This is a genomic window from Bacillota bacterium (assembly GCA_013314855.1).
In the GTDB taxonomy this organism is placed as follows: domain Bacteria; phylum Bacillota; class Clostridia; order Acetivibrionales; family DUMC01; genus Ch48.
This window is the reverse complement of the sequence record JABUEW010000008.1, coordinates 1-25,027: the sequence shown is the minus strand read 5'-3', so window position 1 is coordinate 25,027 and position 25,027 is coordinate 1. Positions and strand designations below refer to the sequence as shown.

At 37.6% G+C, this 25,027-nt stretch carries 19 protein-coding genes; 2 read left to right on the top strand and 17 right to left on the bottom strand.

The genetic code is table 11. From position 1 onward, the window contains the following. Positions 1–11: 11 nt before the first annotated feature. The 4 genes from HPY74_02280 to HPY74_02265 all read right to left on the bottom strand — a co-directional run bounded on the left by HPY74_02280 (position 12) and on the right by HPY74_02265 (position 2,914). Positions 12–1,034 carry a rod shape-determining protein gene (locus HPY74_02280; protein ID NSW89504.1) on the bottom strand — a complete coding sequence of 341 codons (1,023 nt, stop codon included), beginning with the start codon at positions 1,032–1,034 and terminating at the stop codon, positions 12–14. Between the two features lies 1 nt (position 1,035). Next, the gene (gene radC / locus HPY74_02275) at positions 1,036–1,734 is read right to left on the bottom strand and encodes a DNA repair protein RadC (GenBank protein NSW89503.1); all 699 of its coding nucleotides are present in this window, start codon (positions 1,732–1,734) and stop codon (positions 1,036–1,038) included. Positions 1,735–2,061: 327 nt separating this feature from the next. Beyond that, positions 2,062–2,634 carry a septum formation inhibitor Maf gene (gene maf, locus HPY74_02270; protein NSW89502.1) on the bottom strand — a complete coding sequence of 191 codons (573 nt, stop codon included), beginning with the start codon at positions 2,632–2,634 and terminating at the stop codon, positions 2,062–2,064. Between the two features lie 7 nt (positions 2,635–2,641). Then, the gene (locus tag HPY74_02265) at positions 2,642–2,914 is read right to left on the bottom strand and encodes a hypothetical protein (protein NSW89501.1); all 273 of its coding nucleotides are present in this window, start codon (positions 2,912–2,914) and stop codon (positions 2,642–2,644) included. A 194-nt stretch (positions 2,915–3,108) separates the two neighbouring features. Here HPY74_02265 and HPY74_02260 point away from each other — a divergent pair, with 194 nt between their 5' ends. After that, positions 3,109–3,732: an adaptor protein MecA gene (locus HPY74_02260; GenBank protein NSW89500.1), complete on the top strand. Its 624-nt coding sequence runs from the start codon at positions 3,109–3,111 to the stop codon at positions 3,730–3,732. A gap of 72 nt (positions 3,733–3,804) precedes the next feature. On the opposite strand, the gene lon is transcribed toward HPY74_02260, so the two are convergent. The 6 genes from lon to HPY74_02230 form a co-directional block, all read right to left on the bottom strand. Beyond that, positions 3,805–6,258 carry an endopeptidase La gene (lon, locus tag HPY74_02255; GenBank protein NSW89499.1) on the bottom strand — a complete coding sequence of 818 codons (2,454 nt, stop codon included), beginning with the start codon at positions 6,256–6,258 and terminating at the stop codon, positions 3,805–3,807. Between the two features lie 231 nt (positions 6,259–6,489). Continuing rightward, the gene (locus tag HPY74_02250; GenBank protein ID NSW89498.1) at positions 6,490–7,872 is read right to left on the bottom strand and encodes a hypothetical protein; all 1,383 of its coding nucleotides are present in this window, start codon (positions 7,870–7,872) and stop codon (positions 6,490–6,492) included. Further along, a complete protein-coding gene (locus HPY74_02245) occupies positions 7,862–9,001 on the bottom strand; it encodes a DUF58 domain-containing protein (GenBank protein NSW89497.1) in 1,140 nt (379 codons plus the stop codon). The genes HPY74_02250 and HPY74_02245 overlap by 11 nt, the downstream gene beginning before the upstream one ends. Next, positions 9,002–9,958, bottom strand: a complete 957-nt coding sequence (locus HPY74_02240) for a MoxR family ATPase (GenBank protein ID NSW89496.1) — start codon at positions 9,956–9,958, stop codon at positions 9,002–9,004. Positions 9,959–9,992: 34 nt separating this feature from the next. Next, the gene (locus HPY74_02235) at positions 9,993–10,670 is read right to left on the bottom strand and encodes a YkgJ family cysteine cluster protein (protein NSW89495.1); all 678 of its coding nucleotides are present in this window, start codon (positions 10,668–10,670) and stop codon (positions 9,993–9,995) included. Positions 10,671–10,696: 26 nt separating this feature from the next. Continuing rightward, the gene (locus tag HPY74_02230) at positions 10,697–11,314 is read right to left on the bottom strand and encodes a hypothetical protein (GenBank protein ID NSW89494.1); all 618 of its coding nucleotides are present in this window, start codon (positions 11,312–11,314) and stop codon (positions 10,697–10,699) included. A 233-nt stretch (positions 11,315–11,547) separates the two neighbouring features. Here HPY74_02230 and HPY74_02225 point away from each other — a divergent pair, with 233 nt between their 5' ends. Further along, the gene (locus tag HPY74_02225) at positions 11,548–12,114 is read left to right on the top strand and encodes a biotin transporter BioY (GenBank protein ID NSW89493.1); all 567 of its coding nucleotides are present in this window, start codon (positions 11,548–11,550) and stop codon (positions 12,112–12,114) included. A 70-nt stretch (positions 12,115–12,184) separates the two neighbouring features. Here the strand turns inward: HPY74_02225 and tuf are convergent, their stop codons facing one another. The 7 genes from tuf to rpoB all read right to left on the bottom strand — a co-directional run bounded on the left by tuf (position 12,185) and on the right by rpoB (position 24,544). Next, on the bottom strand, positions 12,185–13,387 hold the full coding sequence (tuf, locus tag HPY74_02220) for an elongation factor Tu (protein NSW89492.1): 1,203 nt from the start codon (positions 13,385–13,387) through the stop codon (positions 12,185–12,187). Positions 13,388–13,538: 151 nt separating this feature from the next. Next, complete coding sequence (gene fusA / locus HPY74_02215; protein NSW89491.1) at positions 13,539–15,605, bottom strand: elongation factor G; 2,067 nt, start codon at positions 15,603–15,605, stop codon at positions 13,539–13,541. A 91-nt stretch (positions 15,606–15,696) separates the two neighbouring features. Next, a complete protein-coding gene (gene rpsG, locus HPY74_02210) occupies positions 15,697–16,167 on the bottom strand; it encodes a 30S ribosomal protein S7 (protein NSW89490.1) in 471 nt (156 codons plus the stop codon). Positions 16,168–16,249: 82 nt separating this feature from the next. After that, positions 16,250–16,678 (bottom strand): 30S ribosomal protein S12, encoded by a 429-nt coding sequence (gene rpsL / locus HPY74_02205; protein NSW89489.1) that lies wholly within the window; start codon positions 16,676–16,678, stop codon positions 16,250–16,252. A 23-nt stretch (positions 16,679–16,701) separates the two neighbouring features. Further along, positions 16,702–16,944 (bottom strand): ribosomal L7Ae/L30e/S12e/Gadd45 family protein, encoded by a 243-nt coding sequence (locus HPY74_02200; protein ID NSW89488.1) that lies wholly within the window; start codon positions 16,942–16,944, stop codon positions 16,702–16,704. Between the two features lie 106 nt (positions 16,945–17,050). After that, on the bottom strand, positions 17,051–20,548 hold the full coding sequence (gene rpoC, locus HPY74_02195) for a DNA-directed RNA polymerase subunit beta' (GenBank protein NSW89487.1): 3,498 nt from the start codon (positions 20,546–20,548) through the stop codon (positions 17,051–17,053). 81 nt (positions 20,549–20,629) lie between these two features. Beyond that, positions 20,630–24,544 (bottom strand): DNA-directed RNA polymerase subunit beta, encoded by a 3,915-nt coding sequence (rpoB, locus tag HPY74_02190; GenBank protein NSW89486.1) that lies wholly within the window; start codon positions 24,542–24,544, stop codon positions 20,630–20,632. Positions 24,545–25,027 lie beyond the last annotated feature (483 nt).

The window sequence follows — 25,027 nt, the reverse complement described above, 5'->3', positions numbered from 1 at the left end:
AAGTCTCCCTTCTATCTAAATCTTCTTGAAGAAATTAATACCTTTCTCATTGTCTCTATTCCTTCCAATACTTTCCCAGCACCTAATGCAACACAATCCAGCGGATTTTCTGCAATATGGACCGGCATCCCCGTTTCTTTGGAAATGACCTTATCCAAGCCGCTTAAAAGTGCCCCTCCGCCCGTAAGCATTATACCTCTATCCATAATATCGGATGCTAATTCAGGCGGCGTCCTCTCCATTGTATACTTTATTGCATCGATAATAGCATTAATCGGATCTCTTAACGCTTCAGTTATTTCAGAAGATGTAATATTTATATTTTTTGGAAGTCCCGAAACCATATCTCTTCCACGTATATTCATAACCTGTTCCGATAGTTTTGGATAGGCAGCACCAATGGTTACTTTAATCTCTTCTGCCGTGCGCTCCCCAATCATTAAATTATATTGTCTTTTTATATAATTAACAATACTCTGGTCAAACTCATCACCCGCAATTCTTAAAGACCTGCTCGTAACTATTCCCCCTAAAGATATTACGGCAACTTCACTTGTACCTCCTCCAATATCCACAACCATACTCCCGGATGGCTCTTCTACAGGTAAATTTGCACCAATAGCAGCTGCCATTGGTTCCTCCATCAGTAACACTTCCCTACCTCCAGCTTGGTAAGTAGCCTCTTCAACTGCCCTTTTCTCAACTTCGGTAACACCGGACGGGACACAAATTAATACCCTGGGCTTTGAGATAAGTGTAGTTTTAACTGCTTTTTTGATAAAATATTTCAGCATACTCTGAGTTATATCAAAATCTGCTATAACACCATCTTTCAGTGGCCTTATAGCTACTATATCTCCAGGTGTGCGGCCTATCATGCTTTTGGCTGCATCACCAACAGTAATTATTGTATTTGTCTTTTTATTTATAGCTACTACAGACGGTTCTCTTATCACTATACCTTTACCTTTTACATGCACAAGAGTATTAGCAGTACCCAAATCAATACCTATATCCTTACTAAATATACTCATACTAAACTAATCCTTTCTCTTTTAAACTAGTATAAATACCATCACCAATAATTATATGGTCCAGTACTTTTATCCCTAATATGTCTCCTGCACTTACCAATTTTCTTGTAGTTTCTATATCCTCCATACTGGGTTCAGGATCTCCGCTAGGATGATTATGCACAAACAAAACTGCTGAAGCAGCTGCCTTTACAGCTTCGGAAAAAACTTCTCTCGGATGCACAATAGAAGCATTCAAACTGCCTACCGAGACATTTATTTGTTTTATTAACTGATTTTTCGTGTTTAAAAGAATGGTTTTAAAAACCTCCTTCTTTAAATGTCTCATTTCTTCCATCAATAACCTGCTTACATCACTTGAACACCTTATTGTAACCCTGCCGTTACTACTGAAGGTTGATGCAATTCTTTTCGAAAACTCCATGAGAGCTTTAATTTGAATCGCTTTCACCTTCCCAATACCTTTTAAGGTTCTCAATTGTTCCAGAGAAATGTCATGCAAGTAAGCTAGACCTTTTCCCTCATCATCCTGCATAAGTATCCTCTGGGCTAAAGAAACTGAAGTTTCATTCCTGCTTCCGCATTTAATAATTATTGCCAAAAGTTCTGCATTAGAAAGCATTTCCGGACCATATTTCTCTAGCTTCTCATATGGCCTTTCATCCAATGGTAAATCCTTTACCTTTAGTTTTTTTGTCATTTTGTGTTTTACCTCCCCGTAAGGCTTTATTATATTTTTATCACATTAAGTAAGTTAAGTTGACATAAATTTCCACCTGCCGGGGATTACCCTATTTATATAACGTCATATACATTAATATTATAAACTTATCTTTACCTTTTTTTCAAGTTGTTATTAATTATCCTTCCCCGGTCTTTCTTTTTTATTATTCGACATCATAACTCAAATTTCCTTCTTTTTGTAAAAAATATTTTATATGGATTATATGATATATATTTCCATTATTTTTCGGGGAAGATCTTCAATATTAGCTTTTCAAGAATTATTTTACTTTCCAAAGTTCATTTACTCTATGCCAAATTCTTTCAACATCCTTTTAACAAGTACAAGGGGTAGTCCTACAACATTGGTATAGCATCCTTCAATTCTCTCAATAAATAATGCTCCCTTTCCCTGTATGGCATATGCACCGGCTTTATCTTTTGGTTCTCCTGTATTTATATATGTCCATATTTCCATATCACTAATATGAGTAAAATAAATTTTTGTCTTTTCATGAGCAGTTTTATAAACACCGTTTTCTGAATTTACTACGGCAACACCCGTTAGCACTTCATGACATTTTCCGCTTAACTTCTTCAACATATTATAAGCATCCAGATCATTTTTAGGTTTTCCAAAAATTGCATTATCCAGGACAACAATGGTATCTGCTCCTATTACCAAACCTTTTCCAATTTTTTTTGCTACATTTTCAGCTTTTACCAATGCCAGTTTTTCTACTTTCTCTCCAGGATCCCCAGACAATTTGATATTTTCTTCATTAAGATCACAGGGTATAACTGTAAAAGGTATACCCCACTGCTCTAATAGTTGTCTTCTGCGAGGCGATGCTGAAGCTAATATTATTTTCTCCATATAGCATTCACGTCCTTAAGTAAAGTAATCCTCCAATTATTATCCCCACAAGGTTGCCAAAATTAACCCTTACGGCAAGGCTTAAACCAACATTTAAGAAATTAGTGCTGATTAAGGGGTCGAAAGAAAAAGAAAATAATTCTCTATAACCATTTACTCCCCCCATTTTTATCCATGCCAACCCTTGCAGCTGGGATAATATTTCCCCGAGAATGCCCCCTAATAATCCGCCCACTAATATAAAAATCACAAAAAGTAAAGGATTTCTTGAACGGCGCATAATATCCTCCAAAAAACATTTTTGTACATAGAGTACATATGAGTATTATACTCGAAAAATGCAGGAATTCCAATATTAATGAAAGTAAATTTCTTTATTAATCTATAAAAATTTTGGGTCTTCTCATTTTTTAAATTACAAAGTATAATAGAGTTGGAGGATGGTAGAAAAAAAAATGAATTGTGGTGATGAATATGAAAATTGAAAAAATAAGTGACAATATAATTAAAGTTACCATTTCATTAAATGATCTGAAAGAAAGAAATATCGACCTTCAATCCCTGACCTATAATTCTACAGCTGCACAGGAATTGCTCTGGGATATGATGGAACAGGCAGAAATACAATACGGATTTGATTTTTCAAATGCCCATATTGTGTTTGAACCTGTTTGTGATTTGACAGAAGGCTTTATAATTACAATAACCCAGCTGGATGAAGATGCAGATTTTGAATCATTACAAAAATATATTAAAAACAGGTTTAGAAAGGCTGACCCCAGGATAAAGAGAAAAGGCCATAGAATAGTTTACCCTGTAAGAATCATATATTGTTTTGATACCCTTGATGATATCTGTAATGTGGTTGATAAGGTATATCTTATATATTCAGGTGAAAGCTATCTTTATAAGCTTGAAAATAAATTCTACCTGCTTTTAAAAAGTACGAAACCTCTTAATTACATGCAATTGGAATCTTTATTGAGTGAATACGGAAAAAAAGTTTTTAATACAAGTTTCTATGAAGGTTATCTTAACGAATACGGAGAAATGATGATCGAAAAAGGTGCAATTGATGTACTCAACACTTATTTCTAATAAATGTGAGGAGGTGGAAGTAAAAGGTGAGATGAGATTCCCCCTTTCCTCTTCCCACCTCTTACTTATAATTTACTGTTCTAGCTCTGCAGTTCCGTTCTCAATATTGCTTATCACCGGTTGTTTTTCTGAAAGTAAAATACTCCCCTTTTCATCGTGGGTATTTTTTACTTTATGTTTCACTTTTTCGCTTCTTTTTATTAGAGCTATATCCAATACGGTATCCATGTCGGAAGCAAAAACAACTTTTACTTTTTTTCTGATGCTTTCAGGTATTTCCTCAATATCCTTCTTGTTATCAATAGGTACAATTATCATATCAATACCCGCTCTGTGTGCTGCCAGTACTTTTTCTTTCAATCCTCCTACAGGTAATACTCTTCCCCTTAAAGTAATCTCCCCTGTCATAGCAACATTTCTTTTTACAGGAATGTTGGTCAGGGCCGAAACAATCGCAGTGGCAAGTGTTATCCCGGCTGAAGGACCATCCTTTGGTATTGCGCCCTCAGGAACATGGACATGAATATCGTATTTTGTGTGAAAATCCTTGGCAATATTAAAATCATCCGCCCTTGAACGTATGAAGCTCATAGCCGCCCGCGCAGATTCTTTCATAACATCTCCAAGTTGACCTGTCAATTCCAGTTTACCACTGCCTTCCATTATATTTACCTCGATTGACAATGTATCTCCTCCTACCGGAGTCCACGCAAGTCCTCTGGCAATTCCAACCTCATCCCTTTCACTAGCTTTATCATACCTGTATTTTTTAACTCCTATATATTTTTCAAGATTTCCCGATGTTACCCGGATAACCTTTCTGTTTTTACTGATAATCTGTCTGGCCGCCTTTCTACAAATAGCTGCTATCTCTCTTTCCAGGTTCCTCACTCCTGCTTCACGGGTATAGTAAGCAATTATATCCCTTATTGCCTGCTCTTCAAATATCAGATTACGTTTCTTGAGGCCATGGGCTTTAATCTGCTTAGGTATAAGGTGCTTTATTGCAATATTCACCTTTTCCTCTTCAGTATACCCTGATATATTAATTACTTCCATTCTGTCCAAAAGAGGCCTGGGTATAGTATCCCTATTGTTTGCAGTTGTAAGGAAAAGTACATCCGAAAGGTCAAAAGGAACCTCAAGATAATGGTCTCTAAAGGCAAAATTCTGTTCTCCATCTAATACCTCAAGCATTGCTGACGCAGGATCACCTCTAAAATCATTGCTCATTTTGTCAATCTCATCAAGTAGAATAAGCGGGTTCATAGAACCTGCCTGCTTCATTGCCGAAATAATCCTGCCGGGCATAGCGCCTACATAAGTACGCCTGTGTCCTCTTATTTCAGCTTCATCTCTGATTCCTCCCAATGACATCCTTACATAATTCCTGTTTAATGCTCTGGCAATAGACTTTGCAATAGACGTTTTACCAACTCCAGGCGGGCCTACAAGGCAAAGTATGGGCCCTTTTAGACTATTTGTCAGCTTTCTTATGGCAAGGTATTCAATTATTCTTTCTTTAACATTTTCAAGGCCATAATGGTCCTCGTTAAGTATTTCTTCTGCTTTCTTCAAATCAATAATTTCCTCGGTTTTTTTGTTCCAAGGAAGGTCCAATATCCAGTCAAGATACGTCCTTATGACCCCGCCTTCTGCAGAACCTGGAGGCATCTTTAATAACCTGTCTAATTCTTTGTTGACTTTTTCTTCCACCTCTCGGGGCAAGTTTACCTTTTCTATCTTCTCTTTATAAGCTTCTACTTCTCCTACTATTCCTTCTCTATCTCCCAACTCGCTTTGTATTGCTTTTAATTGCTCCCTTAAATAGTATTCCTTCTGCATCTTGTCTATCTGCTTGCGGACTCTAAGGTTTATACTTCTTTCAACTTCCAGGATTTCATTTTCTTTTATAAGGATTTCGAGAAGTTTTTCCAGCCTGGATATAGGGTTGAACTCATTTAATATCTCTTGTTTTTGCTCAACCTTTAAAAATATGCTGGACGCTATCATATCGCACATTTGTCCCGCATCTTCAACTGTTGAAATGGTCAAGAGTATATCAGGTGTTACTTTATTACTTAGCTTTACGTATTCTTCAAAGGCATCCATTACTCGTCTTTTTAGTGCTTCAACTTCAATTTCGAGTCCTTCATCGACTGGAATTTCATACTCAACAACCCTTGCCATGAAACAAGGCTCCACTTGTACAAATTCCTCAACTTCTGCTCTGCTTATGCCTTCAATCAGCACTCTTATAGTGTCTCCAGGAAGTTTAACCAGTTGTTTTACTTTTGATATAGTGCCAACCCGGTATATTTCATCTTCAGTAGGTGAATCACTTTTTGCATCCTTCTGGGCAACAAGGAAGATAAGCTGGTTATTTACCATTGCCTCATCAAGTGCCTTAATGGATTTCAACCTCCCTACATCAAAGTGCATAATTACATATGGAAACACCGTAAGCCCTCTTAGAGGCAACAGTGGCAATACCAGTTTGTTTTCAGTTTTTTTCTGTCCGGACATTTTGACCAACCCCTAATGTTTAATTTAATATTTTTCATAATAATTACAGAGTAAAGTTTATGCATTAAATATCCAATAAATATCCTCTAAATATCCTATAAATATCCTATTTTTTTGGTTTACATAAAGTAATTACATTTTTCGACACTATTATAACCTTTAAATAAATTAATTTCAATTGTTTTATATGGCATATTGTGTTTTATATGGTATTAAAGGAAAGATATTGCTTTATATTTTTGATCTTAAAATATCAACAGCTTCTTTAGCCTTATCCTCATAATATTCAAACTCGATTCTTTCAGGTGTCTTTTCTCCATATCTTACTTTATCATATACTTTAGTAATATACCCCATTATCTCTCCAAGATTTTCTGTTTGAGGGATTTTTTTATAGATTTCATGGGTTGTATCAGATTTTAGCAAATTAATCCCCTTCGCCTTAAGATGTTGTAAAATACCAGCATACATGTTCCTCACTTTTTCTGCAGGGGTGAGGTTCCTTCCTAGTTTTCTGCTAATTTTTTGAAATATCCTATTTTGTTTTCCAAAGCCTTTACGTGGGTTGTCAGGCCTTATTATTTCCACTTCATCAACATAATCCTCTTCTTTGTCCATATATTCTTTTTGAAATTTAAAAAGCTTTTTAAAAATTACGGCTATTTGCATGAAAAGTTTCTTTATTTTTTCTCCAAAGGCGCGCAATAGTTTGGGAAATTTTGATAATAAAAATACTGCTACAACTACGAACAATGAACCGAATACAATGGTAAGTATTAAGCCGACAATACTATTTGATTCTCCATCAGGCAAAGCAGGCAAGTGTGGTCCTCCCTGGTCCTGCTCCATTCCACCCTCGCTTTCCGGCAGAAGCTTAGATAAAAGGTAAAGTATGAAGAATATTATTCTCAATAAGTATTTGGGCATATTTCCCAAAACCACGGTAATAAAGTCTATCAAAGTTTTTATATTGAATAAAGCTAAGATTACCAGAAATACCACCATTACTATAATAGAATTATACTTCCTTATATCCTTCGGTACAGTCGAGAGTTCAATATGTTTTTTAATAAAGACCCTATCAAGGTTTTGTTGGTTCTTTATAAGTAATGTAAGTGCTGTAAAGACGTAACCTAAATAGTATATTAGGTTTTTTAAATATGCCAGTTCTTTATAATAATTAACAAAAATAATTGAAACAAGAAAAATAATTACCCCCGTAATTATAACTTTTCTGCTTAATATTAAGTCAAAGGCTAAGACTCTTGTCCTTGCTCCTGTAAAATACAACAAGGAGGCTGCCATCCCTTCAAAGAAAGCTCTCAATACACCATGCGGGAACTGGTTTATATGGACAAATGCCAATACTGCCGCAGGAATAATTGACAACAGGTATGACAGGAGCATACGGGAAAAATCCTGCTTATTTTTTACTATTAGCCCTGTAATGATATAACCTGAAAACAGTATAACCAAACCAATTAAAAAACCGGCTATTCCACCTGTATCCTTAAATAAAGCTGCCCTTGGCAGAAATATGACAGGATACAGGAAAGAAAATTTAGCCGCCAGGGAAACTGCGCGCTTCGATATATTCCATAATTTACTCCACATCTTTTAAAATATCCTCCTTAAGGATATAAATGTTCATATCTGCCGGTAATACAGCCGGATCTATAGATTTATTTGTAACAAGTATTGTGATAGCATTATTCTTTAGTCTCATTTTTCTTAATACACTGCAAATAGCTTCAGTTAAATATGAAGTTATTATTATGATTTCGGAATTGGTAATGTCCTCCGATATATCTCTCACATAATCCTCAAAATCCTTTATTCTACGTAATTCAAGCCTTGCCAGAATACTTAGGAGACTTGAAATATGAGACCGTCCGGAAGCCTCCTGTGTGTATATCATTTGCCGTCCACCATCTATTGTACTGCCGTTGGTGGCAAGCCTTGCAGGAATTCCGTTTCTTAAAGCCCTGTCAAATATTGTGGCGGCTGCTTTTATCCCTAATTCAATAAAATCCTTGTATACTGCATCAAAGTATTCATTTTCTATGGATTGTATATTTAAAATTACCGACAAACCATATCTGGAAGTAAAATCTTCCCGCCGTACCATTAACCTTCCCATACGTGCAGTAGAAATCCAATGGATCTTTTTCATGGGGTCTCTTGTTGTATACTCCCTTGTGCCTGAAACAATAAAAGGGTCTTCTATTATCCATCTTTTTACAATTGTGTCTCCTTGAAGGTAGTTGACAGGGGTAAATGTTTCCTCCAGTTCTATGGTTTGAGGATATACCTGGATTTCAGCATTTATTTCCACCGGCAATGAGTCGGTAGCATTTCCGAGCAAATCTCCGGAAATGAGGGTAACTTTATCAATACGGAATACTCCTCGTTTTAAGCATTTGAGCTTCCAGCGCCTGGTTACTTTCTGGTAACTCTTTAAAAAGAAACTGCTTGTCACATGCCTGTTTTCCTGGGCAATAATCGACCTTGTCTCTGCAAATTCCAACCACCTGGATGAATTTATTTCAACTTTAAGCCAGGGTACCGGAATAAGTTTTTTATTGTAAACGGTTTCAACAAGGTATATTTCATCGCCTTCATGAGCTTCCTTAACGCTAAATCCACATTTATAGTCCAGTTTTTTAAAAGCTGTACGTTTAAATAAAGACGCCTGCAATAATATTATAACACCAGCAATCACAGCCAGAGCCAATACTTCCATTCACTCACCACTCTCCAGGGGTACCGGTACTTTCCTTAGTATATCGGATACCACTGCTTCAGAATTTGCCATCCCTGAAGTAACGGCATGACTTTTTAGAATTATTCTGTGGGCAAGTACAGGCACGGCAACATGTTTTATATCATCAGGGGTTGCAAAATCCCGGCCTTTTATTGCTGCATAGGCCTGGGAAGCCTTCATTAATGCAAGACTCCCCCGCGGACTTACCCCTAAAATAATTTTATCATGATTTCTTGTCATTTCAACTATTTCAATTATATATTTTTTCAGGTCATTACTCACTTTTACCCCGGTTATGGAATCCTGGGCATCTATTATATCTTCTGCATTTGCAACGTTTGTTATTGCTGGAAAAGGGCTGGACTTTTCAAACCTGTCCAATATGGCTGTTCCCTCTTCCGAATTGGGATACCCAATCTTTAATCTCATAAAAAACCTATCAAGCTGTGCTTCGGGAAGAGGAAAAGTACCTTGGATTTCAACCGGATTTTGTGTTGCTATAACAAAAAAAGGTCTGGATAATTTTTTTGTTTCTCCATCTATTGTAACCTGCCCTTCTTCCATACATTCCAATAGACTGGATTGTGTCCTTGGCGTAGCCCGGTTAATCTCATCAGCCAAAACAATATTTGTAAATATTGGCCCTGCCCGGAAAACAAATTCTCCAATCTTTTGGTTATAATAGTTTATACCGGTCAAATCGGTAGGAAGCAAGTCCGGAGTAAACTGTATCCTTTTAAACTCACATTCTATGGATTTGGCCAAACACTTTGCAAGTAAAGTTTTTCCTACACCAGGTACATCTTCCAGCAATACATGTCCCGAACAAAAAAGAGTAGTTATTACAAGCTCTATTACATCCTCCTTACCCACTATTACTTTTGATATGTTATCTCTTATTCTTTCTCCCAGTTTCCTAATCTCATCTATATTCATAATTACACACTTTCCCCCTATTATTAGCAATAATTTAAAAGTAAAAAAATAATTGTTCTATTGCCATTTTGGAATTGAATTTAAAATTCTTTATATATACTTTATCATAAGTGTCAGTATTAAGGAAAGGATTATGAGAAATTTCACCTGTACTTATCCAACCAAGCAAAGAGTACGCATGCCAGGTACCTTGCCTTACAATCATTTCCTGAATCATTGATAGCTCATCTCCCATGGTGCATATATAAAGGCTACAGGTAAAAGGTCTGAACTCTTGGCCATATACAGTACAAAGGCCCGTTGCGTTATCAAGGAATGAACAGGTGCCGTCCCCTTTTCGCGGTAATATTAAAGGTTCACACTGGTTATACTCATAAAGCATAGCAGCTTCAATTTTAGAAAGATTACACGTATTCATAAACTCCTTAATACCGACATGCCTTGAATTAATGTCAGGTTTTTGAGGAAGTACTATATACTTTTCAATTATTTCGTCTAAATTCAAACCTGTCTTTTTTTGAATTACAATAATATCCAATCCCATAACAGGGATCGGTTGATTGCAGCATTCACCACACCCTTTGCAGTAACGGGTTTTTAAGCCATTAGTAAGGCGGAAAGATTCAACTTCATCTGACAGTTCTTGTAATGTTGCGTCTTCCGAATATTCCTTAAGTTCAATTTTATCCTCTTCCAAAACCAACTTTACCATATGGACCCCCTCTTCGTATTTACCTTCTATCCGGTATTTTGTTTACTTTTATTGAACATTCTGCTGTTTGCAGCAAACAAACCTGCAGCTATAGCTCCGATAACATCAGATACCAAATCCAGGTTTGTATCCAATAATCCTTTTTGGCTTTGAGTTTTTAATACAACATCCAGGGTAAATTCAACAATTTCAAACATTGCGCCAATTGCAATTCCACACAAAACTACTATGATAAAAACCCACAACTTTGAGTTGCATCTTATGTTGGGCGAACCTGCAATTATTGAGTAAGCTGCAAGAGAAAATGCAAATATACCGAACATGTGAAGTAATTTATCAAAATAAGGGGAAGTATCGTATAGTTTCATGTAATGGCCCAGAAAGCTGTGTATAACTGAAGTAATCAATCCAAGGACTACAATGGACCATCTAATAAACAGCTTCCCTTTTTTCTCAAGATTAATATAAAATAGATATGCGGAATATATTGCTATAGATTCTGCTACATAAGATATTTCTTTATTAACCATGAATAGTATGGTAATTATAATATAAATTAATGTAAATACGACTAATATAATCTGCTTTATTTCCTTGTCTTTTTCCATAACCATGTCCATACTTATATCCATATCAACATCCATAGGTCTGATCCTTCCATTTCCCATAAATTTAACTTTATTAGCAAATCGAATTTACCCATGTAAATATTATTATAACACATAATTTTAGATTATACATAAAAATCCGATTTTATACGGCAATACGGCAGGGCGCATTTTATTTTTATGAAGAAAATGCACCCATACGGCAAGGGTGCAGTTGACAGTCCTGAATCTATATGTTACATTAAATCATGAAAAGGAGGCGATGTAACATGAAACTCAGCATAAAAGAAATGATACTTACCGCTATTTTTACAGCATTAACTTCAGTGCTGGCTCAGGTATCAATTAAAATACCCTTCTCCCCGGTACCTATTACAATGCAGGTACTCTCAGTTTGTCTGGCTGCAGTTGTGTTGGGGAAAAAATGCGGCACTTTGTCCCAAATTGTTTATGTAATCTTAGGTGCATGCGGTTTTCCCGTTTTTTCCGGTTTCAATTCAGGCTTTAGCGCTATACTTGGCCCAACAGGAGGCTACATAATAAGTTTTCCGTTTGTTGCATTTTTAATTGGCTATATTATTGAAAAACATAAATACATTACCAGGGTTTCTATAGGATTTGCAATGGCTGCCGGTCTTTTGGTGTGTTATTCTTTTGGCACATTATGGCTTGCCTTTATACTAAAGCTGGGCTTTTTTGAAGCGTTGGCAATGGGAGTTGGATGGTATCTTCCCCTAGACATTTTGAAAGTAACTATCTCTTCTTTCTTAGGTTATGAGATTAGGCTGGCTTTAATAAGGTCAAACCTTCTTTACCATCAAAGAGGTTTAAATTGACATAAACTCAAGTTAATTAAAACAGCTTCCCTTCTTATTGAGGGAAGCTGTTTTATTGTTACCTATTCAATTATTCAATTATCTCAGTTACGGTTCCTGCACCGACAGTCCTTCCGCCTTCACGGATAGCAAATCTCAAACCTTCCTCCATTGCTATTGGAGTAATAAGTTTAATGGTCATATTTATATGATCACCGGGCATACACATTTCAACACCTTCCGGAAGTTCTACAACACCGGTAACGTCTGTTGTTCTAAAATAGAACTGAGGTCTGTAGCCATTGAAGAATGGAGTATGTCTTCCGCCCTCTTCTTTAGTTAATACATAAACTTGAGCCTTAAAATGGGTATGAGGCTTAATTGAACCAGGCTTTGCAAGTACCTGTCCCCTTTCAACTTCATCTCTCTGTATACCCCTAAGAAGAGCACCAATATTATCACCGGCAACTGCCTGGTCAAGGAGCTTCCTGAACATTTCCACCCCGGTAACAACAGTTTTTCTTGGTGCATCTGCTAACCCAACAATTTCAACTTCATCCCCAACTTTCAGAGTACCTCTTTCAACTCTCCCTGTTGCAACTGTACCACGTCCGGTAATTGAAAATACATCTTCAATAGGCATAAGGAAAGGCTTGTCAACTTCTCTCTGTGGAGTAGGAACATACTGGTCAACTGCATCCATAAGTTCCAATATGCACTTGTATTCAGGGGCATTAGGATCTGTAGATGCAGATTCAAGAGCTTTCAGAGCAGAACCTCTGACTATGGGAATGTCATCCCCCGGGAATTCATAAGAACTGAGAAGCTCCCTGACTTCCATTTCAACTAATTCAATAAGTTCTTCGTCATCAACCATATCTACTTTATTTAGGAATACAACAATGTAAGGTACGCCAACCTGTCTGGCAAGGAGAATATGCTCCCTCGTTTGAGGCATTGGACCGTCTGCTGCAGATACTACAAGAATTGCTCCGTCCATCTGGGCTGCACCTGTGATCATATTCTTAACATAGTCTGCGTGTCCAGGGCAGTCGACATGAGCATAATGCCGTTTATCAGTTTCATACTCAACATGAGCGGTAGAAATTGTAATACCTCTTTCCTTCTCTTCCGGAGCTTTATCAATCTGATCATATGCAGTAAATTGTGCTTTACCTAAGAAACCAAGTACTTTTGTTATAGCTGCTGTTAAAGTAGTTTTGCCGTGGTCAACATGACCAATTGTACCAACATTAACATGTGGTTTAGTTCTTTCAAATTTAGCTTTTGCCATTTAACAACTCCTCCTTCTTTCCGGTATATTCAACCGGTAGTGTAATTTAATATTTTATTGTTAATATATCTTTACCCGGGACCTGCAAATTTTTCAGTTCCCAGGAAATACATTACTGGCTAAATACTAAATATTTTAGCACTTAAATATTTTAGTACTTAATAATTTCATCTTGTATATTTTTCGGAACCTCTTCATAGTGGTCAAATTGCATAGTAAATGTCCCTCTTCCTTGGGTTTTTGACCTTAGTTCTGTTGCATATCCAAACATTTCTGCAAGAGGAACATAAGCAGTAACAACATGGAACCCTTCCCGGGCTTCCATCCCCTCTATCTTCCCCCGTCTCGAATTCAACTCTCCAATTACATCCCCAAGATAATCATCAGGAACAATTACGTCAACCCTCATAATAGGTTCCATTAATACAGGATCTGCTTTACGGCATCCATCCTTAAATGCTATTGAGCCTGCTATCTTAAAGGCCATTTCTGATGAGTCCACTTCGTGGTAAGAACCATCACACAAAGTTACTTTCACATCGAGAACCTGATATCCACCTAATACACCACTGTTCATGGCATCCTGTATACCAGCGTCTATTGCACCTATATACTCTTTTGGTATAACTCCGCCTGTTATTTTATTGACAAAGGTATATCCACTACCTGGTGGCTGGGGTTCAATTTCAATAACACAATGGCCGTATTGTCCGCGTCCTCCTGTCTGACGCACGAATTTTCCTTCTGATTTTACAGCTCTCCGTATAGTTTCTTTATACGCTACCTGAGGTTTACCTACATTCGCTTCAACCTTAAACTCCCTTAAAAGCCTGTCAACTATAATTTCAAGATGTAATTCCCCCATTCCCGATATTATTGTTTGGCCTGTTTCAGGATTAAAACTGGTCTTAAATGTAGGGTCTTCGTCCGATAATTTTTGCAAAGCCGAAATTAATTTTTCCTGGCCTGCTTTTGTTTTTGGTTCTATAGCCACTGAAATAACCGGTTCAGGGAAATCCATGGATTCGAGCACTATTGGGTTAGCTTCGTCACATAAAGTATCACCTGTAGTAGTATCTTTAAGCCCCACAACTGCAGCAATGTCCCCGGTATAAACCGTGTCAATCTCTTCCCTGTGATTTGCATGCATCAACAATATTCTTCCCATTCTCTCCCTTTTGCCCTTCGTTGAGTTTAGTACATGTTCTCCTGTTGATATTTTGCCCGAATATACTCTAAAAAAACACAGCTTTCCAACATAAGGGTCGGTCATAATCTTAAAAGCCAGTGCTGAAAAAGGAGCATCATCATTAGCAACCCGTTCTTCTTCTTTTTCACCATCCGGCGATATTCCTTTAACTGGAGGAATATCAAGAGGTGAAGGCAAGTAGTCAACAATTGCGTCAAGCAATTTTTGTACACCTTTATTCTTATAGGACGAACCACATGTAACCGGTATAATTTTTACATTAATTGTGGCTTTCCTTATACATGCACGTAACTCTTCTATAGTTATTTCTTTTCCCTCCAGGTACTTTTCTAAAATAGCTTCATCTTGTTCAGCAACAGCTTCAATTAGTTTCTCCCTGTATTTTTGTACTATATCAACCATATCTTCAGGGACGGGTGCTTCTTCTATCTCTTTACCTAAGTCGTCCTTATAATAGAATGCTTTTAACTCTATAAGGTCCACAACACCCTTAAATTCATCTTCTTTGCCTATCGGTAATTCTATAGGAACAGGGTTGGCCTTTAATTTGTCTTTAATCATCTGGACACAACGGAAGAAATCTGCACCGCTGATGTCCATTTTATTTACATAAGCAATGCGTGGGACATGGTATTTATCTGCCTGCCTCCACACAGTTTCAGTTTGTGGCTCAACTCCTCCCTTTGCACAAAAAAGTGTTACTGAACCATCGAGAACGCGAAGTGACCTCTCCACCTCGACCGTGAAATCAACGTGCCCCGGCGTATCTATAATATTAACCCTTTTTCCTTTCCATTCGGCAGTAGTTGCGGCGGAAGTAATTGTTATACCTCTCTCCTGCTCTTGTTCCATCCAATCCATAGTTGCTGTGCCTTCGTGGACTTCACCCATTTTATGAAGTCTCCCTGCATAGAACAATATTCGCTCAGTTGTAGTAGTTTTACCTGCATCTATATGTGCCATTATTCCTATATTCCTTGTATCTTCCAAACTAAACCGCCTGGGCATTCCTATCCTCCTTTCACTTCACGATAGTTTATTTTTATTTCACTTATTTTGCATTCACGTTTTGTCATTAGTGTTTTTACGCCGATAATTTTTACCATCTGTAATGAGCAAATGCTCTGTTTGCCTCTGCCATCTTATGGGTATCTTCTTTCTTTTTAAATGCCCCGCCGACACCGTTTGCAGCATCCATAATCTCAGCTGCTAACCTTTCTTTCATCGTCTTTTCGCCTCTCTCACGGGCATAATTTACAAGCCATCTTATACCTAAAGCCTGTCTTCTTTCAGGCCTGACTTCAACCGGAACCTGATAAGTAGCTCCTCCCACTCTTCTAGCCTTTACTTCCAGTACAGGCATTACATTATTTAAAGCCTGTTCAAAGACTTCTTTAGGATCTTTCCCTGTTTTTTCCCTGATTATATCAAAAGCTCCATAACAAATTTTCTGTGCAATACCTTTTTTGCCTTCCAACATTATTTTATTAATGAGCTTTGTTACAACTACATCGTTATATATAGGATCAGGCAAAACCTCTCTTCTTGGTACATGTCCTTTTCTCGGCACATTACTTCCCTCCTTCCGGTTAATATTTTCATAGGTACTCGTTGTTTATAACCAACGTCGTGCCTTTACTGTTTTCTCATAATTACTTTTTGCCTGCTACACTCTTAGGTCTCTTGGCACCATACTTAGAACGTCCCTGCATTCTATTTGCAACTCCTGCTGCATCAAGTGTCCCTCTAATAATATGATATCTTACCCCGGGAAGGTCCTTTACTCTCCCTCCCCTAATAAGCACAACACTGTGTTCCTGCAGATTATGACCTATTCCCGGTATATATGCTGTAACCTCTATACCGTTTGTCAATCTTACCCTCGCAACCTTTCTTAAAGCAGAATTAGGCTTCTTAGGCGTAGTTGTCTTTACAACAGTACAAACACCTCTTTTTTGGGGACAGCTTATATCAATCGGCTTCTTTTTAAGAGAATTAAAACCTCTCTGTAATGCAGGTGATGCTGACTTTTTCTCAACAGCTTTTCTACCTTTCCTGACCAGTTGATTAAACGTAGGCATCCATACACCTCCTTCCACTAATACTATTTTAAAATACACACAACCGAAGCTCCGACATCAATATTACATGCCATGCCCAGTTTCTTCATTTCATCTACGTAAAACACTTCTATAGAGTTCTTCTCACAGATAGCCTTAACTTCTTTAACAACTTTTTCATCAGCATCCCTAGCAATTATAACAGTTTTTACCTGACCATTTTGCAAGGCCTTTAATGACTGTTTTAACCCCACAGTTTTTTTGCTGTTTTTTAGAAGTTCCAGCACTTCATTTACCCTCCTATAAAAGACAGCAGTCTATTATTTTACATACTGAATTATTCTACCACCGTAAAGCCTTATTTGTCAACAAAAAATTAACTATTACCTTTTTTCAACCCTCTACAATTTTCACGGATATATCCCTATACCTTTTCATTCCTGTACCTGCAGGTATAAGCTTACCAATAATTACATTTTCTTTCAACCCCACCAGTGGGTCAGTTTTACCCTTTATTGCAGCGTCGGTCAATACCCTCGTAGTCTCCTGGAATGACGCAGCAGAAAGAAAAGACTCTGTAGCTAATGAAGCCTTGGTAATACCAAGCAGGGTATACCTTCCTGTTGCAGGTTTAAGGCCTTTTTCCAAAGCTTTCTTATTTTCTTTTTCAAATTCAAACATATCTATCAAACCGCCAGGCAGCATATTTGTATCTCCCGGATCTTCTACTTTCACCTTTCTCAACATTTGCCTGATAATTATCTCAATATGTTTATCATTTATATCTACACCTTGCAACCTGTAAACCTTTTGTACTTCCTGCAAAAGATAAGATTGGACTCCTTTTACTCCCTTTATTTTCAGAATATCATGAGGATTTACAGAACCTTCAGTCAGCTCATCCCCAGCTTCTACATAATCCCCATCCATCACTTTTATTCTTGAGCCGTAAGGTATCAAGTAACTCTTGGATTCTCCCGTATCCGAAGTTATAACTATCTCTCTTCGCTTCTTGGTCTCATTTATTGTTACAACACCATGAATTTCGGAAATTATAGCTAATCCTTTGGGTTTACGCGCTTCAAACAGCTCTTCTACACGGGGCAACCCCTGTGTTATATCCTCTCCTGCAACACCGCCCGTATGGAATGTCCTCATCGTCAACTGGGTCCCGGGTTCTCCTATGGATTGGGCAGCTATAATACCTACCGCTTCACCCACATTTACTTCTCCACCCGTGGCCAGATTGGAACCATAACACTTTGCACACACTCCATATTCCGAGCGACAAGTAAGAATAGACCTGATTTTTACTTTCCCTACCCCTGCTTTTTCAATATTTTCTGCATCACTATCAGTTATCATCTTATCCTTTTCCACAATTACTTCACCTGTTTTAGGGTTGATTACAGGTTCTACAGTGTATCTACCCACTATCCTCTCCGATAGGTTTTCAATTATTTGGTCTCCATCTTTAATTTCAGTAACCTCAAAACCATTGTCTGTACCGCAATCCACCTCTCTAACAATAACATCCTGGCTTACATCAACAAGCCGGCGTGTCAGATAACCCGAATCTGCAGTCCTTAATGCTGTATCAGCAAGTCCTTTCCTGGTACCATGGGTAGATATAAAATACTCCAGCACATTAAGTCCCTCACGGAAATTCGATTTTATGGGTATCTCTATAGTCTTTCCCTGGGTATCTGCCATTAATCCTCTCATCCCAGCCAGCTGTTTAATCTGGTTTACATTACCTCTTGCACCTGATGTTGACATCATATAAAGAGGGTTTAACTTATCAAGGTTCTCCATAAGAGCGTTAGTTATATTTTCACCGGTTTCGGTCCAGGCTGAAATAACCGCGTTATAACGCTCTTGTTCGGATATAAGTCCCCTCTTATACTGATTCATTATATTGTCAATTTTACTTTCAGCCTCAGCTACATAACGTTTCTTGATTTCAGGAATTATCATATCCGTTATGCCAATTGTGATGGCCCCTTTGGTAGAGTACCTGAATCCGAGAGTTTTAATTTTATCCAGAACAACAGCAGTTTTAGTAGTGCCATGGACTTTTATGCACCTGTCAATTATTTTCTGAAGGCTCTTTCTATCAACAAGAAAGTTTATTTCCGGATCAAACATCCTTTCCGGATCTGCCCTGTCTACAAAACCAAGGTCCTGGGGAATTGCTTCATTAAATATCAGCTTCCCGACAGTTGTAGTAATAATTTTTGAAGCTTTTTTATTATTAATTGTTTTAGTAATTCTGACCTTTATAATGGAATGAAGGCTTATTTCTCCTTCATTATAAGCCATATACGCTTCTTCAGGAGATGAAAATATTTTCCCTTCTCCTCTATCCCCTTCCTTTTCTATAGTTAAATAGTAGGTACCCAAAACCATATCCTGTGTAGGGACGGTTACAGGTCTTCCATCCTGGGGTTTTAAAAGGTTATTTGCCGATAACATTAAAAACCTAGCCTCAGCCTGGGCTTCGGCAGACAAGGGGACATGAACTGCCATTTGGTCTCCGTCAAAGTCGGCATTATAGGCAGTGCATACCAAAGGATGGAGTTTTATAGCTCTTCCCTCTACAAGGACGGGTTCAAAAGCTTGAATTCCCAACCTGTGCAGTGTAGGAGCCCTATTCAGAAGTACAGGGTGCTCCTTAATAACTTCTTCCAGAACATCCCATACTTCATCTTTTACTCTTTCTACCATTCTTTTTGCACTTTTTATATTATGTGCTAATCCATCATTTACCAGCTTTTTCATTACAAAGGGCTTAAACAGTTCCAATGCCATTTCCTTAGGTAATCCACACTGGTATATCTTGAGTTCCGGGCCTATTACAATAACGGAACGTCCCGAATAGTCTACTCTCTTACCAAGCAGGTTTTGACGGAAACGCCCCTGTTTACCCTTAAGCATATCAGATAAAGATTTCAAAGGCCTGTTACCCGGACCGGTTACGGGTCTGCCTCTTCTTCCATTGTCTATAAGTGCATCTACAGCTTCCTGGAGCATTCTTTTTTCATTCCTGACTATTATATCAGGAGCGCCAAGATCCAGCAACCTCTTTAAACGGTTATTCCTGTTTATAACCCTTCTATATAAGTCATTCAAGTCTGAAGTAGCAAACCTTCCACCGTCTAACTGTACCATAGGCCTAAGCTCCGGAGGGATTACCGGTATAACATCCAGAATCATCCATTCCGGCCTGTTTCCCGATAATCTGAATGCCTCAACAACTTCCAGTCTTTTTATAGCCCTCATTCTTTTTTGTCCCGATATCTCCTCAAGTTCAGCCCTAAGTTCTTTTGAAAGTTTTTCAAGGTCAATTTCAGCCAATAGCTCTTTTATAGCTTCTGCTCCCATACCGGCTCTAAACTTATTACCAAATTTTTCTACACTGTCTCTATATTCTTTTTCAGACAGAATTTGCTTTTTAAACAAAGGTGTCTGTCCTGGGTCCAAAACTACATAAGAAGCAAAGTATAATACCTTTTCCAATGAACGAGGGGACATATCAAGAATTAAACCCATGCGACTGGGTATCCCCTTGAAATACCAAATATGTGATACGGGAGCAGCCAACTCAATATGCCCCATTCTTTCCCGTCTAACTTTCTGCTTGGTTACTTCAACTCCACATCTGTCGCACACAATACCCTTATATCGTATTCTTTTATATTTCCCACAATGGCACTCCCAATCTTTTGTAGGCCCGAATATTCTTTCACAAAAAAGCCCATCCCTTTCAGGTTTTAAAGTCCTATAATTAATGGTTTCCGGCTTTTTAACTTCTCCCCTGGACCATTCCCTGATCTTTTCCGGTGAAGCAAGTCCAATTCTAATTGCATCAAAATTAGTGAGTTCAAGCACAGCTTTTAACCCCTTTCCATAACTTTCTTATGCATATTCATATATCGCTAAATTTTCGACATAAACATAGATACAAATTCCTTACAAATCATCTTCATCATCATCATCCAGTTCATCCAGATCATGATTTAATTCATCATCGAATTCATCAACAAGTTCACTGTCAAAATCTCCTAAATCACCCAATTCATCCAGGTCTAAATCATCCAATTCACTATCAATATCAATTTCTTCATCAATATCCAGTTCACCATCAATATTAATTTCATCGTCAATATCACTGTCAAAATTGTTGGTGTCAATAAACAGATTTTTTATAATATCATGTTCTGTAGGAGCTTCAGAAGAAACTATATTATCCAGATCAAGGTCATCTAATGCAAGGTCGTCTTCATCCAAAATATCTTCTTCCTCCTCATCATAACCACTAAATGGCTCTTCATCTTCCCTTCCCTCTATGTTTACATTAAGGTCTTCAATGTCATCATCTGTAGACTCTTTAATTGATATTTCTTCATTTTCCTCAGAATAGACCTTAACATCCAATGCCAGGCTCTGAAGTTCCTTTATAAGGACCTTGAATGATTCAGGAATACCAGGTTCCGGGACATTTTCTCCCTTGACTATTGCTTCATACGTCTTAACTCTGCCTACAACGTCATCAGATTTAACAGTAAGTATTTCCTGCAGTGTATAGGCAGCGCCGTATGCCTCCAGTGCCCAAACTTCCATTTCCCCAAACCTTTGGCCTCCAAACTGCGCTTTACCTCCCAAAGGCTGTTGGGTTACAAGAGAGTAAGGTCCTGTAGAACGGGCATGTATCTTATCATCAACTAAATGAGCAAGTTTTAGAATATACATATATCCTATGGTAACCCGGTTATCAAAAGGTTCACCCGTTCTTCCGTCATACAGTATGCTTTTCCCATCTTCAGGAAGATTTGCCATCTTTAAAGTTTCTATAATATCCATCTCGTTGGCCCCATCAAAGACAGGCGTAGCAATTTCCCAGCCCAATGCCTTAGCGGCATATCCAAGATGTACTTCAAGGATCTGACCTACATTCATTCTTGAAGGCACTCCAAGAGGATTAAGAATTATTTCCAATGGAGTCCCGTCTGGTAGAAAGGGCATATCTTCTTCAGGCAAAATCCTGGAAATTACACCCTTGTTTCCATGCCTTCCCGCAATTTTATCTCCTACGGATATTTTCCGCTTTTGGGCAACATATACCATAACCATCTGATTTACACCAGGAGGAAGTTCATCTCCGGTTTCTCTTGAAAATACTTTAACATCAACAACTATTCCCTGTTCCCCATGAGGGACTCTTAGGGACGTATCTCGCACCTCCCTCGCCTTTTCACCGAAAATCGCCCTTAAAAGCCTTTCTTCAGCTGTAAGCTCTGTTTCACCTTTAGGAGTAACCTTGCCCACAAGAATATCTCCCGCTCTCACTTCGGCACCAATTCTAATTATTCCTCTATCATCCAAATCTTTTAATGATTCTTCGCTTACATTCGGTATATCTCTCGTTATTTCCTCAGGACCAAGCTTGGTATCCCTTGCCTCTGCTTCATATTCTTCTATATGGATTGACGTAAAGGTGTCATCTTTCACTAATTTTTCACTAATAAGTATGGCATCCTCATAATTATAACCTTCCCAGGGCATAAATCCTACAAGCACATTCTTACCCAGGGCCAGTTCTCCCATACTCGTTGAAGGTCCATCTGCAATAACATCCCCTGCCTTTACTACATCTCCTTTTTTAACCAGTGGCCTTTGGTTTATACAGGTACCCTGGTTAGAACGCATGTATTTTAAAAGTTTGTAAGTATCTCTTATTCCGTCTTTTCTTCTGACAATTATTTCATTGGCACTGATTTTTTCGACAACACCGCCATTTTTTGCAATGACAACAACACCTGAATCCCTGGCTGCCTTATATTCTATTCCTGTACCAATTATCGGCGCTTCGGTTTTTATAAGCGGCACAGCCTGGCGTTGCATATTTGAACCCATCAAAGCACGGCTTGCGTCATCATTTTCCAAAAAAGGTATTAATGCCGTTGCAACAGATACAAGTTGCTTGGGTGAAACGTCTATAAAATCAACCTTATTATTTTCTACCTGGAATATATCATTTTTAAACCTCACAGTAACCTTCTCATTAATAAACCGCCCTTCCTCGTCCAAGGGCTCGTTAGCCTGGGCTATTATATACTCATCTTCTTCGTCGGCAGACAAATACACAATTTCATCCGTAATTATCCCCTTTTCTTTATCAACTCTTCTATATGGAGCCTCAATAAAGCCATAGCTGTTTACTCTTGCATAAGTACTGAGTGACCCTATAAGTCCGATATTAGGACCTTCAGGCGTCTCTATCGGGCACACTCTTCCGTAATGGGAATGGTGGACATCTCTAACTTCAAACCCCGCTCTTTCCCTGCTTAGCCCTCCCGGGCCCAATGCGCTTAACCTTCTTTTATGTGTTAATTCCGCAAGTGGGTTGGTCTGGTCCATAAACTGGGAAAGCTGGCTGCTACCGAAAAACTCCTTTATAGCCGCTGCAACAGGCCTTATATTAATTAATGTCTGAGGCGTAACTATGTCTATATCCTGGATTGTCATCCTTTCCCTGACTACTCTCTCCATTCTGGCAAGCCCTATCCTGAACTGGTTTTGAAGCAATTCGCCCACAGAACGAAGCCTTCTGTTACCCAGATGATCAATATCATCAGTATCTCCTATTCCATAACTTAAATTAACAAGATAATTTATTGACGCTAAAATATCATCAGGTGTTATATTCTTAGGTATGAGGCTATCCCTATTTAATCTTATGGCCCTCTTTATATCCTCAGGAGTTTTATTTTCTTCAAGTATTTTATTTAAAACAACCAGGTAAACTTTTTCATCTATACCAAGATCTTTTACATCAAAATCAACATATTCGCCAAGATCAACGGTATTATTTCCAATAACCCTAACTTTTTTTTCTCCGATACTTACATAAACCGAATTTATTCCCGCATTTTGTATGGATTTAGCCTTCTTTTTATCTATAATTTCATCTTCTCCTACTATAATTTCTCCAGTTCTGGGGTCAATAACATCTTCTGCTGCAACAAAACCGTTAATTCTGGCAGCCAATGAAAGCTTTTTGTTGAATTTAAATCTTCCAAATCTGGCGAGGTCATATCTTTTTGGTTCAAAGAAGAGGTTGTTTATCAGTTGCTGGGCACTCTCTACAGTAGGTGGTTCTCCCGGTCTCAATCTTTTGTAAATTTCCAATAGACCTTCCTCTTCTGTTTTTGCGCTGTCTTTTTGTATTGTAGCAAGTACCCTTTCATTATCCCCAAGCAACTCCACAATATCAAGGTCAACACCATATCCTAAAGCCCTAACTAATACAGTAACAGGTAATTTCCTTGTTCTATCTATCCTGACATATAAAACATCGCTTGAATCAGTCTCATATTCAAGCCAAGCTCCTCTATTGGGAATTATTGTAGCTGAGTAGAGTTTCTTGCCTGTCTTATCTATTTTCATGTCATAATAAACTCCGGGTGACCGTACCAACTGACTGACTATAACTCTCTCTGCCCCGTTAATTACAAAGGTACCGTTCTCTGTCATTAACGGGAAATCGCCCATAAATATTTCCTGTTCCTTAACTTCGCCTGTTTCTTTATTTATCAAACGAGCTTTTACTTTTAAAGGAGCTGCATAGGTAGTATCTCTTTCCTTACACTCTTCAACAGAATATTTAGGTTTCTCTTCAAGTGAATAGCCCACAAACTCCATTATTAAATTCCCTGTATAATCAGTAATTGGAGAAACGTCCCTTAGTACCTCCATAAGGCCTTCTTCTAAAAAATATTTGTAAGAATTTTTCTGGACTTCAATAAGGTCGGGTATTTCCAAGATTTCTTCAATTCTTGAATAGCTCATTCTTTTTTTATTTCCCACAGACACGGGATGCACCATTAAAAATCACCTCATAGTTTTTTGTGTTTTAGACAGAAATCCTATTCTTTCAACATCAAAGTATAAACTTTATTATTTTATTTTTAAGTTAAAGAATTGTAATAGATAATATTTCCCATATACCATATATTACCATTATATATTTTTAATTATAAAAAACAATGAAATTCACATTTATAATTTTTTTAATATAAAAGTAAGTATATATTTGAAGTATATCAAATAAATACCTAATTTAAATAACAGTTAAATAATATACTGTTCTACTTATTCTGTCCTGCTTATTTATAATACTATTAAATTATTATTAACACTTATTGTTTTATTTATTCTTCTATGTTATAATTATAATAGGTAAATGTACCCATAAAATCATTCCTTAATAAAAAAATTATAAAATTGCATATTATTCCTTTTTTATAATAACACAGAATAAAATTTTAACATAGAGTCTGGTCCTTGTCAACAATTTTTTTAGGCAAT

Coding starts and splice junctions, on each gene's coding strand:
- HPY74_02265 (NSW89501.1), bottom strand. CDS start 2,914: ATGCGCCGTTCAAGAAATCCTTTACTTTTTGTGATTTTTATATTAGTG.
- tuf (NSW89492.1), bottom strand. CDS start 13,387: ATGGCAAAAGCTAAATTTGAAAGAACTAAACCACATGTTAATGTTGGT.
- HPY74_02280 (NSW89504.1), bottom strand. CDS start 1,034: ATGAGTATATTTAGTAAGGATATAGGTATTGATTTGGGTACTGCTAAT.
- maf (NSW89502.1), bottom strand. CDS start 2,634: ATGGAGAAAATAATATTAGCTTCAGCATCGCCTCGCAGAAGACAACTA.
- HPY74_02245 (NSW89497.1), bottom strand. CDS start 9,001: ATGGAAGTATTGGCTCTGGCTGTGATTGCTGGTGTTATAATATTATTG.
- HPY74_02240 (NSW89496.1), bottom strand. CDS start 9,958: ATGAATATAGATGAGATTAGGAAACTGGGAGAAAGAATAAGAGATAAC.
- HPY74_02260 (NSW89500.1), top strand. CDS start 3,109: ATGAAAATTGAAAAAATAAGTGACAATATAATTAAAGTTACCATTTCA.
- fusA (NSW89491.1), bottom strand. CDS start 15,605: ATGCCCAGGCGGTTTAGTTTGGAAGATACAAGGAATATAGGAATAATG.
- HPY74_02225 (NSW89493.1), top strand. CDS start 11,548: ATGAAACTCAGCATAAAAGAAATGATACTTACCGCTATTTTTACAGCA.
- rpsL (NSW89489.1), bottom strand. CDS start 16,678: ATGCCTACGTTTAATCAACTGGTCAGGAAAGGTAGAAAAGCTGTTGAG.
- HPY74_02230 (NSW89494.1), bottom strand. CDS start 11,314: ATGGATGTTGATATGGATATAAGTATGGACATGGTTATGGAAAAAGAC.
- lon (NSW89499.1), bottom strand. CDS start 6,258: ATGTCCGGACAGAAAAAAACTGAAAACAAACTGGTATTGCCACTGTTG.
- HPY74_02250 (NSW89498.1), bottom strand. CDS start 7,872: ATGTGGAGTAAATTATGGAATATATCGAAGCGCGCAGTTTCCCTGGCG.
- HPY74_02235 (NSW89495.1), bottom strand. CDS start 10,670: ATGGTAAAGTTGGTTTTGGAAGAGGATAAAATTGAACTTAAGGAATAT.
- rpoB (NSW89486.1), bottom strand. CDS start 24,544: ATGGTGCATCCCGTGTCTGTGGGAAATAAAAAAAGAATGAGCTATTCA.
- radC (NSW89503.1), bottom strand. CDS start 1,734: ATGACAAAAAAACTAAAGGTAAAGGATTTACCATTGGATGAAAGGCCA.